Here is a 12,240-nt window from a genome sequence, read left to right as displayed (position 1 = left end):
GGGTTGCTCCGAGCAGCGGTGCTATCCGCATGAAGAGGCATTGATTACCCGATCGGAGAGTCCTGTCCGCACTGTCCATATTGGAAGCGCAGGAATCGTTGGACCGGGAAGCTCGATTCGAACTGAGGCGGCTGCTCCGGCGCAAGTTACGTCGTGCGACCGGCCAGCACCCGCCGCAGCACGTCCCACATCCGCGGCTCGTTCATGTGCGCGACGTTGAATCGCATGAAGCTCGTGGCCGTCTGCGCCACGCTGAACACGTTGCCCGGCGCGAGCACGACGTTCTCCTCGAGTGCGGCGCGCGCAACGGCCGTGGCGTCCAGCCCATCGGAAAAGCGGCACCAGAGGAAGAAGCCGCCGCGCGGCATCAGCCAAGGCTCGATCCCCAGCGCCTGAAGTTTGCGCGCGATGTCGCGGCGGGTGCGCGTGAGCTTCCGTCTCAGTTCATCCATGTGCTTGCGATAGCTGCCGCCGGCCAGCACATTGGCGATGATGTCGGTCGCAACCGGGCTCGGTCCGCCAAAGCTTGTCGCGACCTGGAGGTCGACCAATTGCTCGATCCAGTCGGCGCGTCCCGCGATATAGCCGCAGCGCACCGAGGCCGACAGCGTCTTGGAGAAACTGCCGATGCGGATCACGCGATTGAGCCCGTCGAGTGCGGCAAGGCGCGGCGAGCGCTCCGGCTCGAAATCGCCGAAGATGTCGTCCTCGATGATGGTGAGATCGTGCGCGGCCGCCGCTGTCAGAAGCCGGTGCGCGGTCTGCAGCGACGTCGTCGCGCCGGTCGGGTTGTGCAGGGCTGAGTTGGTGATGTAGAGCCGCGGCCGTTCGCTGGCGAGGATCTGTTCGAAGCGCGCGACGTCGGCGCCCGACGGCGTGGTGGGCACGCTGATGATCTTCGCCTGATGCGCGCGCAGCAGCGCCCGAAAATTGAAGTAGCAGGGATCGTCGACCAGCACCGTGTCGCCGGGGCGGAGCAGTAAGCGGCAGATCAGGTCGGTTGCCTGCGTGCCGGAACCCGTCAGCATCAGCTGGTTGACCGAGGCCTCGATCTCGTCTTCGGCGAGTCGCTTCAGCAGCAGCCGGCGCAGAGCGGGCGAGCCGGACGTCGTGCCGTAATTGGTCAAGACGCTCGCATCCGTGCGGGCAAGTGCGCGCGCGGCGCGGCGCAAGGCGTCCTCCGGCATCCAGTCGGGCGGCAGCCAGCCGCAGCCGGGCTTGAGCACGCTCGCGTCGGCATCGAGCGATTGCCTGGATACCCAGAACGGGTCGACCGCGCGGTCGCGGCGCGGCTCGGCTTCGGTCAAGGCCAGCGGCGGCATGATGCTCGGCGAAACATAGAAACCCGAGCCGCGGCGGGCGCGGATCAGGCCTTCGGCCGCCAGGCGATCATAGGCTTCCACCACCGTGGACGGCGAAACGCCCATGGCCGCGGCAAGACGGCGGATCGATGGCAGCCGGTCGCCGGCACCGAGCGCGCGGGCAGCGACCCTCGCGCGGATCGCACTCATCACGTCGATCGTCCGCGTTCCGTTACGACCCTTTGTCTGCGCCTCGCCGTCCAAACTGTGCGACCTTCCATATCAATACAGTTTGGCAGAATTGTACTGAATTGTCGCTGTCCTTGCCATCGCGGAAGTCCGAAGATCGCCGTCCAAAAAGGGGGGACCATGCACTCTACCGCCAGCGGCTGGGGCCACGGGCTTCTCGGCGTCATCATCTTCAGCGGCTCCCTGCCGGCAACGCGCGTGGCAGTCGGCGGCTTCTCCGCGGTGTTCCTGACGTCCGCGCGCGCCGTCATCGCGGCGTTGATCGGGGCGGCGGTGCTCGTCGTGCTCCGTCAAACCCGACCGCAGCGGCACGATCTCGCCTCGCTCGCCATCGTCGCCATCGGCGTCGTGGTCGGCTTCCCCCTGCTGACCGCGCTCGCGCTCCAGCACATCACCTCGGCGCGTTCCATCGTCTTCATCGGCCTGTTGCCGCTGTCGACCGCGATCTTCGGCGTGCTGCGCGGCGGCGAGCGGCCGCAGCCGCTATTCTGGCTGTTCGCCGTGCTCGGCAGCGCCACGGTGGCCGGCTTTGCCCTCTCCGGCGACGGCGCGGCGTCGCTCACCGGCGATCTCCTGATGGTGGCCGCGATCGTGCTGTGCGGCCTCGGCTATGCCGAAGGCGCCGCGCTGTCGCGCCGCCTCGGTGGCTGGCAGGTGATCTCCTGGGCGCTGCTGCTCGCGCTGCCGTTGATGCTGGCGCTCGCCATCCTGACGTGGCCGCCCGCCTGGAGCGGCGTCGACGTGCCCGCCTGGATCGGGCTCGCCTATGTCTCGGTCTTCAGCATGTTCGTCGGCTTCATCTTCTGGTACCGCGGGCTCGCAATCGGGGGCATTGCGCGCGTCGGCCAGCTTCAGCAGCTGCAGCCGTTCTTCGGCCTCGCGCTCGCAGGTCTTCTGCTGCACGAGCCCGTGGCCTGGAGCATGATCGCCGCGACCGCGCTCGTGGTCGTCTGCGTCGTCTTCGCGCGGCGGTTTGCCTGAAGCCTATCGGCCTCACGCCTGCCCCATCACGGTCCGGGTCAGCGCGCTCCTCGCAAACTTCTTCAGCGGCATCGGCTTGCCGAACAGGAAGCCCTGCACGAGGTCGAAGCCGAGCTCGTTCGCCGCGACGAGGTCGGCGCGGCTCTCGACTCCTTGCGCCACCGCGCGCGCGCCGAAGCTCTGGGCCAGCTCGACGATGTGACGGCACACCGTGCGCTTGAGCCGGTCATTGCCGCTGCCGGTGACGAACTGCCGGTCGGCCTTCAGCCTGACGAAGGGAATCTTGTCGAGGCCCATCAGCTCCGGCCAATCGGCGCCGAGATTGTCGACGGCCAAGCCGATGTTGTGCAGGCCGACCTCGCGCGCCACCTCGGTCAGGTGGTCGAGATCGCGGGTCGCTTCCTGGCTGTCGATCTCGACCGTCAGTCCGCCGAAGGCCGGATGCGTCGGCACGCGGCGGCAGAGATCGCGCACGGCCTGCGGCTCCCTGAGATAGCAGGCGGGCAGATTGATCGACAGATCGACCGGGCTTTGTTGCTCCAGCAGATAATGCCAGTCTTGCAAGGCACGATCGATCACGAACTCCGAGAGCTCGCGAAAATGCGGATCGTGCGGCTCCGGGATGAAGTAGGCCGGCGGCACCACGCCCCAGGTCGGATGCCGCATCCGCACCAAGGCCTCGGCGCCGCTGCGCACCAGCGTGCGCGCGTCGATCTTGGGCTGGTACCACAGCTCGAGCCAGCCGGCGTGCAAGGCTTCGCCGACATGCACGGCCGGACTCGGCGCCGGCTCCTCCGGCAGCAGCATCGCAACGCGCTCGCGCAGCGTCTCCGCGGCAAAGGGCGTCGTGAGCGGCGGCAGCATCGCAAGGCCATATTCCTCACCGACCTGCCGCACGGCTTTGACAATGATCGACTCGCGGGCGCCGACGGCGAGAACCCTGCCGGCAAATGCCTCGCGCACCAATATCTCGAGGAATCGTCCCGGCTCGATGCCATCGGCGGCGACGCCGAGCAGGATCAGGTCCGGCAGTTCGGTGGCGAGCACGGTCTTCAGCTCATCGGCGCTGGCACATTCGCAGGTGACGAAGCCGAGATCCTCGAGCACCTCGCTGAGAAAGGCGCGCAAGTGACGCTTGCTGTCGGCCACGCAAGCGCGCGGCGTCACCTTTCGCCGTCCGAAGGTCACAGGCCTCCGGCCGACGAGTTCAGTCATCCCATCGTTCATTACACCACTCCCGTTCCGTGACGTTTTCTTAAACGCTGAGCGTGGGTTCAAATAAGGAGAGCTTCACATCGTTCTTGAATAATTTGAGTAACGTTAAGCCCTGCAATTCGAGCTAATTTGTCGACAGAATCTTCGAGAAGAATTCGCATACCCGAGCACCACACAGGCAACGACAAGTCAGCGCAGGCGAAATCTTCCTCGCGCGTCCGACTGTCGTTGCTTGCCGATGAACTGAGACGAGCGACGTGGTTGCATCGCCATCCGGTTCAACGATGACGCTTCCGCAGGATTAATTGCCGGCGGCTTTTTCGTGTTGCGCCGTGCCGATCGCCTTGTAGTCATACGTCGGATAGAATTCGGTTCGGTAAGAGCCCCACGCGGTGTCCTCGATGACGCGGTTGACCTCGCGCAGCCGTCCGGCCGGCAGGCGCAGCGTGATCACCTGTCCGATGCCCATCATCACGTACCAGCTCACGACCTCGACGCCGGGCGGCGGAAACGCCTTGTAGAAGCCCTGCTTGTCGAGCTGCGCATTCAGCTCGTTCAACGGGCGGGACTGGTCATGCTTGAAGAAGACGGTGAGCAGCACCGCATTGTCGGCGGTCGGCGCCGCATTGCCTTGCTGTGGCACCGTCTGCGCCATCGTCGTGGATGTCAGCGCCAGCGCGACCGTGAGCAGGGCAGACATCGTCAATATCCGTCGGTTCGACCTCATCGCGGATTTCCTTCCCAATGCTCGAGCGATGGATCGGAGCATAGGAGTGATGGCACGGCCGAAGAATTCATTTTCGCGCGATGCGCGCATGTCTCGATTTCGCTCGTAACGGTTCTGCGACAAGGCGCGCCGGATGAGACGGCGCGCGTGTGAAACACATCACATGTGCATTGCCGCAGCTGCGCTATTGGTCCGCGTAGCCGGTGGAGGGCTGTCGAGGACTACAGCTATGTCGATGCGGCGAATGATATCTTGGTGGTTCAGATTCGTGCTGTCAGGGCGATTTATGGATCGCTTCCTGTGCCTGCCGCGGTAGCCGCGCGCAACGTGTTGCTTCGCGACCGAACCCCGATCTAGTTTTGCCCGATCAATTTGCGGAACGCCGCCGCACCGTCCTGCATCGCGTCGCGGCCCTTCCAGGCGAGATAAGTCAGCTTGCCGCCGATCGTGTCGTGGCTGCGCAGGCGGCGCGAGCCGAGGATGTGTCCGACATTGGACGGGAAGCGGCTCACCTCGGCGGACACCAGCGCTGCGATCGCGTCCATCAATTGCCGGAGACGAATGCCCCACTCGCAACTTTCGATGCCGTCGATGCGGACCTTGAGCGCATATTCGGTGTCATAGATTTCGGCGAGCAGGTCGCGGGCGATCAGCACCCGGTTGTGCCGGAGCGCGAAGCGAAGCGCGAGACGCTTGTCGTCGAGCCGGTCGAGGACCATGGGAACGACGCAGGCATAGGGCGTGGCGGCAACGTCTGCGGCGGCCTTGCTCGCAGCGGCCTTGGTGGCGAGCCGCACCAATTGCCAGGACGTCTTCAGGCGCCGCGCCACCAGCGCCAGCGCGAAGGGCACCGCATGGGGATGCGCCTTCTTGAAGGCGTCGAGTTGCGCGGTGATCTGCGCGACCCGGCCGTCGTCGAACTTCGCGATCTTCTCGGGCAGCTCCTCGTCGAACTTCGGCAGCGCATCGCCGGCGCGCAACACATGCAGCATCTTCACGACGTCATCGAAGGCGGTGCGCGAGGCCGTGTATTGCGCGAGCTTGGCACGCGCAGAGTCGGCGCTCTCTGGCGAGGTGAGCGTGCTCTCGAGGACCTTGACGACCTTGGTCTGGAAGGTCGAGGCGATCTTCTGCACTTCCTTCGGATTGTTGGCCGCGACCTGGTCGTTGATCGCCTTGATGTAGTCGCGCGCCATGGTCGGCAGCAGGTCGCGGCAGATCCATTCCCAGATCGGAGTGAGAGTGTTGCGCGAGATCCGCCCCATATTGGCATGCTCGGGCGCGCCGTCGATCAGCAGCAGCTCCAGCGGCGCGAAGAAATAACGCGAAGGATTGGTGGCGCGCGCCTGGGTCGATCCGTCCTTGCGGAACTCGGCGCGCAGGCGGGACTGGATGTCGGCCGAACCCGGCATGTCGATGCCGCACAGCTCGAGCCGTTCGAGCTCGCTGAGCAGACAGCTGCGCGACAGCGGCGTCAGCCTCTGCAGGAATTCCGACAGCCGATCGATCTCGTTCATGGCACGCAATCTTTCGCAGCGTGTCCCGCGGGCTTGCGGGCCCAATGCGTGGAGGCATTTGCGCGCTCTCAACCTCCCTAGAGAAGCAAGCCGCCGTTAATTATTCCGTAAACCCGGGGCGGAGGTCAGGGGAAGGCCGCGGCCAAGGAGTCCTATCCGCTCAGCCCAGATCTTGGGGAAAGCTCAACCCTTGCATGGTCGGGTGCAACACCGCGCAAGCATAAATTGTGCCGAAGCCGCTGTTTTTGCGCAAAATGGCCTAAATCACCGTAGTCTTACGGAGCAAAAAGTTAACCACAGACAGGCCCAGGTTCCGCTAAATCAGTGACATGGGGTCACAGAATGATACGGCCGGCGATTCGCGGCCGTCGGAATGGCACGAAGGCAGCGCTGCTTCCGCTGAAGAGCCCGATTTCGTCCGCCTGAGCGCCGTCCGTGCCAAGGCAGCCGACGAAATGGCCGCTGCCATCGCCCGCGAGCTCAACGGCCCCCTGACTGCGCTCCTGCTCTACATGGGCGAGATCAAGCATCACAGCGACCAGCTCGCGCCCGCTACCGGCGATCGCGCCTATTTGCAGCGGGTGGTGGAGAACGCGCTGGCACAGACCGAACGCGTTTGCGGTCTGGTCAAACGGCTGGCCGGCCCTCACAAGGGCGGCCTGCCGATCCCGTCCGGCACGGAGGAGGCAGAATCGAAGGCCGCCCGCGTGCTGCAGCCGCAGCGCCTGCCGAACGCCGAACTCCTCGGCCCGTCCGGCCAGAAGCGGCTGACCAAGCGCGAACGCGAGGTGCTGAGGCTGATCAGCGAGGGCTACTCGAACAAGCAGGGCGCGCTTCGCATGCAGATCAGTCCGCGCACCTTCGAGAGCCACCGCGCCGAGGCGATGCGCAAGCTCGGTGCGCGCAACACCGCGGACCTCGTCCGCGCGGCGCTGCTGCATGCGATCGACTAGGTTTGAGCGGGTCTGTTGCGCCGCCGCAGGCGGTGCGGACGAAGCTCGAGACGTTCTCGAGAACTTTGGAAACGCTCAGAAATAATCTTCGGCGAACGGACGTGCGCGCGCGGCGGGACGCAGCGGCTTGATCTCTTCCTTCGGCGCGTTCGGAATGATCGTGATGGTCCAGCGTGGAGGCATGCTCGATTCCTGCTCCAGCACCGAACGCACGAAGCCGGTCACGGTCGACCCGCCGGCCTTCACCGTCGCCATCCGGCCATTGAACTGTGCAATGCGGAAGCGACGAACCTCCTTCTGGTCTGCGGTCTCGTAGGTGAACATGGAAAACCCTCCTGGTTTTCCAGGACTATCGCGACCCATGATTAGCCATCTCTAAAAATCCCAAACCGTAGAAGTACGGCGGGTTTTGCGCGGCGGCTCCTGCGCGCGGGCGGCGGCATAGGCGGCATCCATCCGGTCAAGGAGAACGCGGAATTCCGTCTCGCCGAGACCCTCCGTGGTTTTTTCCAGCCGCAACGCCAGCGCTGCGAGCCTGATATAGCCGAACGTCCCGGCCGCGCTCTTCAGCGAATGCGCTTCCCGCGCGATCCTGGCGTGGTGCTGCAAAGGCGAGAGCGTGCGGAACAGTTGCAGGCGCACGCAGGTCTCGCTCCAGAATACATCGCGCACTTCAGAAGCGCCGTCCTCGCCGATCTCGCGCACCAGCGCGTCGTATGCGCGCGGCTCGCGCGCAGGTTCGGCATCGAGCGCCTTCTGTGCAGGCGCGACGGTTACGTCAAACATGGCCTGCCTTGATCAATCACGGTTCGTTGGCGCGCGGCACGTGCCGGCGCGAGGCATGCCCCGTGTCTACCGCATTCGAATTTCAGTTCCGGTAGCAGGATGGCCCGTGTTTGCAGGTCGGCATTAGCCGGCCGTTTACCAATCGAGCGCGGCGATCAGCGCGTGCCGAGCAGGCGGTCGTACTGGGCCTTCACGATGGCGTAGCACTCGCAGGCCGTCTGGCGCAGGCCGTCCAGATTGGTGATCTGGATGTGTCCGCGGCTGTAGTGGATGAAATTGGCCTGCTGCAAGGAGTTGGCGACCAGCGACACGCTGTTGCGCCGCGCCCCGATCATCTGTGCCAGGGTCTCCTGGGTCAGCAGCAGTCGGGAGTCGCCCGACAGATCGTGGGTGTGCAACAGGCACCGCGACAGCCGCGATTCCACCGGATGGGCGGCGTTGCAGCCCGCGGTCTGCTGCACCTGGGCGTAGACCGCCAGCCCGTGGCGCGCGAGCAACGTGCGCAGGGTGCTGCTCTGGTCGGCGGCGATCCGCAGCCGCTCCAGATCCACCACCGAGGCGACGCCGGGAAACAGCACGATGGCGGTGTTCAACGCACACGCATCGCCCATGGTCGAAAGCGTCCCGAGCAAGCTGTCGCGGCCGATCATGGCGACTTGCACATGCTCGCCCTTGGCCAGCTCCACCACCAGCGAGATGACGCCGCGGTGGGGAAAATAGGCGCGCTCGAGCGCCTCACCGGTCTCGACCAGCACGGCGTCGTGGGGCAAATCGACCGTTCGCAGATGCGGGCGGATCAATTCATAGTCGTCTGCCGACAGTGCAGACAGGAAACCGTTGGGTGAACGCACCATCGTTCCCAAAGCTGCCTCCCCGGTTCCCTGCACTCCTCGAAGCGCGGCGTGAAATCACGCCCTACCCGGGTAAGTTGTATCATGTTCATGCCGGGATATGTTGGCGATTGGGACAAGTTGTCCGTCCTTCGTGATCGGTCTGCGACGCTGCCCCGACGTCGGCATACAGCGATTGCGCGATGCTCCCGTCACGGCACGGCTCCCATCGGGCACAGGCGGTGGCGAGCAGTTGCAGCAACTGATTGGGCGGGTGGCCGCTCGCGGTCATGCAGGTTCAATCCAGCGGGTTCGATAGACGATTCGGCGTGGCCTCCGTCCGTCATTCAGTTGCGCGGCGCATAAACAATACTAACCTAAGGGTTGTAGTGTCGTCTATATACCCGTTGGAAGGCAGACAGTGCCTCGGCCGCACGGCTCGGTTAGCGCGGCACGAGCCGCTTCGGCCGTAGGGTAACCGTTCGTTTACCTCAAGCGCGCGGACCGCGCAGGTCGCGGCAACACCGCAAAAGGCGGATCACGAGTGTGCCGCAGCTTGTGTGGCTCGGGCCAATGCCCTGCATGCCGTCTCTATCGTTCTTCATGAGCAGGACTTTCCCGCGCGCCTCGCCGTTATCGGTCTTACCTCGCATGTCCCTTCGCTGGGGCGCGGAGCCGCTTTTGCCGAAAAGCGCTGCAGCATGCAGTCGACCCGCAAACTTCTCTTCAATATCCGTAGTAGCACGGAGGATGAAATTAACGGGACTGTGAAATGGGATGTCTAACGATCCAGGCTAGGGGCGTCCATGCCCACGGTGGCTCAGGCGTCGCGTTCGGGTCCAGTCAGTAAGGCGTAGCTCATGGATGATCTGTTGCGGGAGTTTCTGACGGAGACCAGCGAGAGCCTGGACACCGTGGACAACCAGCTGGTGAAGTTCGAGCAGGAGCCGAACAACGCCAAGATCCTGGATAACATCTTCCGCCTGGTCCACACCATCAAGGGCACCTGCGGCTTCCTCGGCCTGCCGCGGCTGGAAGCGCTGGCGCATGCCGGCGAGACCTTGATGGGCAAATTCCGTGACGGCATGCCGGTGACCGGGCAGGCGGTGACGGTGATCCTGTCCTCGATCGACCGCATCAAGGAGATTTTGGCAGGTCTCGAGGCGACCGAAGCCGAGCCTGAGGGCAACGACCGCGACCTCATCGACAAGCTGGAAGCGATGGTCGAGCAGGGCATGGCGGCGATGTCGGCGTCGGCTTCGCCGATCGCGTCCGGCTCGGCGCAGCCGATGCCGAGCGGCACCATTCCGGTTGCTGACGCTCCGCCGCTGGCGCCGGATGCCCCGGCTGCTGCGCCGGCCAAGCAGATGACCACGGGCTCGCTGGTCGAGCAGACCCTGGAGCGCCCGTTGCGTCCGGGCGAAGTCTCGCTCGACGAGCTCGAGCGCGCCTTCCGCGAGACCGCGATCGAAGCGCCGGTGCCTGTTGTCAAAGCTGAGGCCGCGCCTGCGCCGGCCGCCGAAGCACCGGTCGCGAAGGAGGCGGCAAAACCCGCCAAGCCGGCGCCGAAGAAGTCGATGGCCGACGAGACGGCGAGCGAGGGCGACCGCGTCGCCAACCAGTCGATCCGCGTCAACGTGGATACGCTGGAGCATCTGATGACCATGGTCTCCGAGCTGGTCTTGACCCGCAACCAGCTGCTGGAGATCTCGCGGCGCAACGAGGACACCGAGTTCAAGGTGCCCTTGCAGCGCCTCTCCAACGTCACCGCCGAGCTGCAGGAGGGCGTCATGAAGACGCGCATGCAGCCGATCGGCAATGCCTGGCAGAAGCTGCCGCGCATCGTCCGCGACCTCTCGAGCGAACTCGGCAAGCAGATCGAATTGGAGATGCACGGCGCCGACACCGAGCTCGACCGCCAGGTGCTCGACCTGATCAAGGACCCGCTCACCCACATGGTGCGCAACTCCGCCGATCATGGCCTGGAGACCCCCGCCGAGCGCCTCGCCAGCGGCAAGGGCGAGCAGGGCACCATTCGCCTCTCCGCCTATCACGAGGGCGGCCACATCATCATCTGCATCGCCGACAACGGCCGCGGCCTCAACACCGAGAAGATCAAGGCCAAGGCGCTCTCGTCAGGTCTCGTCACCGAGGCCGAGCTGGAGAAGATGAGCGAAGCCCAGATCCACAAGTTCATCTTCGCGCCGGGCTTCTCCACCGCCGCCGCCATCACCTCGGTCTCGGGCCGCGGCGTCGGCATGGACGTGGTGCGCACCAACATCGACCAGATCGGCGGCACCATCGACATCAAGAGCGTGGCCGGCGAGGGCAGCTCGGTCACCATCAAGATCCCGCTGACGCTCGCCATCGTCTCGGCCCTGATCGTGGAAGCCGCCGGCGACCGCTTTGCCATTCCGCAGCTCTCGGTGGTCGAGCTGGTCCGCGCCCGCGCCAACAGCGAGCACCGCATCGAGCGCATCAAGGACACCGCGGTGCTGCGGCTGCGCAACAAGCTGCTGCCGCTGATCCACCTGAAGAAGCTCCTGAAGATCGACGACGGCGCCGCCAGCGATCCCGAGAACGGCTTCATCGTGGTGACGCAGGTCGGCAGCCAGACCTTCGGCATCGTCGTCGACGGCGTGTTCCACACCGAAGAGATCGTGGTCAAGCCGATGTCGACCAAGCTGCGTCACATCGACATGTTCTCCGGCAACACCATCTTGGGCGATGGCGCGGTGATCATGATCATCGATCCCAACGGCATTGCCAAGGCGCTCGGCGCCGCGCTCCTCGGCCCACGACATGGCGGATGACGCGGCCGGCCATCACATCGGCTCGGGCGAGCAGACCACCTCGCTGCTGGTGTTCCGCGCCGGCTCGTCGCAGCCCAAGGCGGTCCCGCTCGGCCTCGTCACGCGCCTGGAAGAGCTGCCGGCCGACAAGATCGAGTTCAGTAACGGCCGCTACATGGTGCAGTACCGCGAGCAGCTGATGCCGCTGGTCGCCATGGAAGGCGTCACCATTGCCAGCCAGGGCGCCCAGCCGATCCTGGTGTTCGCCGATGACGGCCGCTCCATGGGCCTCGTCGTCGACGAGATCATCGACATCGTCGAGGAACGGCTCAACATCGAGGTCGGCGGTTCGGGTTCGGGCATTCTCGGCTCGGCGGTGATCAAGGGCCAGGCCACCGAGGTGATCGACGTCGGCCACTTCCTGCCGATGGCGTTCGCCGACTGGTTCACCCGCAAGGAGATGCGGCCGTCGATGCACTCGCAGTCGGTGCTGCTGGTCGACGACTCTGCGTTCTTCCGCAACATGCTGGCGCCGGTGCTGAAGGCCGCCGGCTACCGCGTCCGCACCGCGGGAGGCGCGCAGGAGGGCCTCGCCGCGCTGCGCGCGCAAAACTTCGACGTGATCCTGACCGACATCGAGATGCCGGACATGAACGGGTTCGAGTTCGCCGAAGTGATCCGCGCCGACAACAATCTCGCCGCGACGCCGATCATCGGCCTCTCGGCGCTGGTGTCGCCGGCGGCGATCGAGCGCGGCCGCCAGGCCGGCTTCCACGATTATGTCGCCAAGTTCGACCGTCCCGGTCTGATCGCGGCGCTGAAGGAGCAGACCGCGGGCGCCGCCGGCGCCTCCGAGCTGAGCCGGGCGGCGGCGTAACCAACGGGATCA

General features: G+C 65.2%; 9 protein-coding genes and 1 pseudogene. 3 read left to right on the top strand and 7 right to left on the bottom strand.

All coding sequences use genetic code 11. The annotated features are described in order from the left end of the window. Positions 1–146: 146 nt before the first annotated feature. Positions 147–1,511, bottom strand: coding sequence for a PLP-dependent aminotransferase family protein (locus P6U28_RS30905; RefSeq protein ID WP_407120422.1), 1,365 nt, complete (start codon positions 1,509–1,511; stop codon positions 147–149). Positions 1,512–1,670: 159 nt separating this feature from the next. Here P6U28_RS30905 and P6U28_RS30900 point away from each other — a divergent pair, with 159 nt between their 5' ends. Then, on the top strand, positions 1,671–2,531 hold the full coding sequence (locus tag P6U28_RS30900) for a DMT family transporter (protein ID WP_129146389.1): 861 nt from the start codon (positions 1,671–1,673) through the stop codon (positions 2,529–2,531). Positions 2,532–2,543: 12 nt separating this feature from the next. On the opposite strand, the gene P6U28_RS30895 is transcribed toward P6U28_RS30900, so the two are convergent. The 3 genes from P6U28_RS30895 to P6U28_RS30885 all read right to left on the bottom strand — a co-directional run bounded on the left by P6U28_RS30895 (position 2,544) and on the right by P6U28_RS30885 (position 5,990). After that, positions 2,544–3,758, bottom strand: coding sequence for an EAL domain-containing protein (locus P6U28_RS30895; protein ID WP_129146390.1), 1,215 nt, complete (start codon positions 3,756–3,758; stop codon positions 2,544–2,546). Between the two features lie 289 nt (positions 3,759–4,047). Beyond that, a complete protein-coding gene (locus tag P6U28_RS30890) occupies positions 4,048–4,473 on the bottom strand; it encodes a hypothetical protein (RefSeq protein ID WP_164937292.1) in 426 nt (141 codons plus the stop codon). Positions 4,474–4,826: 353 nt separating this feature from the next. Beyond that, a complete protein-coding gene (locus P6U28_RS30885; RefSeq protein ID WP_122400443.1) occupies positions 4,827–5,990 on the bottom strand; it encodes a hypothetical protein in 1,164 nt (387 codons plus the stop codon). A 329-nt stretch (positions 5,991–6,319) separates the two neighbouring features. Between P6U28_RS30885 and P6U28_RS30880 the strand changes: the two genes are divergently transcribed. Further along, on the top strand, positions 6,320–6,943 hold the full coding sequence (locus P6U28_RS30880) for a helix-turn-helix transcriptional regulator (protein WP_122400444.1): 624 nt from the start codon (positions 6,320–6,322) through the stop codon (positions 6,941–6,943). 75 nt (positions 6,944–7,018) lie between these two features. Here P6U28_RS30880 and P6U28_RS30875 read toward each other — a convergent pair whose 3' ends face one another. The 3 genes from P6U28_RS30875 to P6U28_RS30865 form a co-directional block, all read right to left on the bottom strand. Further along, a complete protein-coding gene (locus P6U28_RS30875; protein ID WP_122400445.1) occupies positions 7,019–7,267 on the bottom strand; it encodes a hypothetical protein in 249 nt (82 codons plus the stop codon). 51 nt (positions 7,268–7,318) lie between these two features. Beyond that, the gene (locus P6U28_RS30870; RefSeq protein WP_129146392.1) at positions 7,319–7,729 is read right to left on the bottom strand and encodes an Hpt domain-containing protein; all 411 of its coding nucleotides are present in this window, start codon (positions 7,727–7,729) and stop codon (positions 7,319–7,321) included. 155 nt (positions 7,730–7,884) lie between these two features. Then, positions 7,885–8,583 (bottom strand): Crp/Fnr family transcriptional regulator, encoded by a 699-nt coding sequence (locus tag P6U28_RS30865; RefSeq protein WP_208738586.1) that lies wholly within the window; start codon positions 8,581–8,583, stop codon positions 7,885–7,887. Between the two features lie 836 nt (positions 8,584–9,419). Between P6U28_RS30865 and P6U28_RS30860 the strand changes: the two are divergent. Further along, positions 9,420–12,228, top strand: a pseudogene (locus P6U28_RS30860) (chemotaxis protein CheW). Positions 12,229–12,240 lie beyond the last annotated feature (12 nt).

It is taken from the genome of Bradyrhizobium sp. STM 3561 (genome assembly GCF_045571455.1).
Classification (GTDB): domain Bacteria; phylum Pseudomonadota; class Alphaproteobacteria; order Rhizobiales; family Xanthobacteraceae; genus Bradyrhizobium; species Bradyrhizobium vignae.
This window is presented reverse-complemented; position numbering and strand designations above follow the sequence as displayed.

Bases quoted from the DNA above. Each gene is read 5' to 3' on its own strand.
- P6U28_RS30905 (WP_407120422.1), bottom strand. From the start codon at position 1,511: ATGAGTGCGATCCGCGCGAGGGTCGCTGCCCGCGCGCTCGGTGCCGGC.
- P6U28_RS30900 (WP_129146389.1), top strand. From the start codon at position 1,671: ATGCACTCTACCGCCAGCGGCTGGGGCCACGGGCTTCTCGGCGTCATC.
- P6U28_RS30895 (WP_129146390.1), bottom strand. From the start codon at position 3,758: ATGAACGATGGGATGACTGAACTCGTCGGCCGGAGGCCTGTGACCTTC.
- P6U28_RS30890 (WP_164937292.1), bottom strand. From the start codon at position 4,473: ATGAGGTCGAACCGACGGATATTGACGATGTCTGCCCTGCTCACGGTC.
- P6U28_RS30885 (WP_122400443.1), bottom strand. From the start codon at position 5,990: ATGAACGAGATCGATCGGCTGTCGGAATTCCTGCAGAGGCTGACGCCG.
- P6U28_RS30880 (WP_122400444.1), top strand. From the start codon at position 6,320: ATGGGGTCACAGAATGATACGGCCGGCGATTCGCGGCCGTCGGAATGG.
- P6U28_RS30875 (WP_122400445.1), bottom strand. From the start codon at position 7,267: ATGTTCACCTACGAGACCGCAGACCAGAAGGAGGTTCGTCGCTTCCGC.
- P6U28_RS30870 (WP_129146392.1), bottom strand. From the start codon at position 7,729: ATGTTTGACGTAACCGTCGCGCCTGCACAGAAGGCGCTCGATGCCGAA.
- P6U28_RS30865 (WP_208738586.1), bottom strand. From the start codon at position 8,583: ATGGTGCGTTCACCCAACGGTTTCCTGTCTGCACTGTCGGCAGACGAC.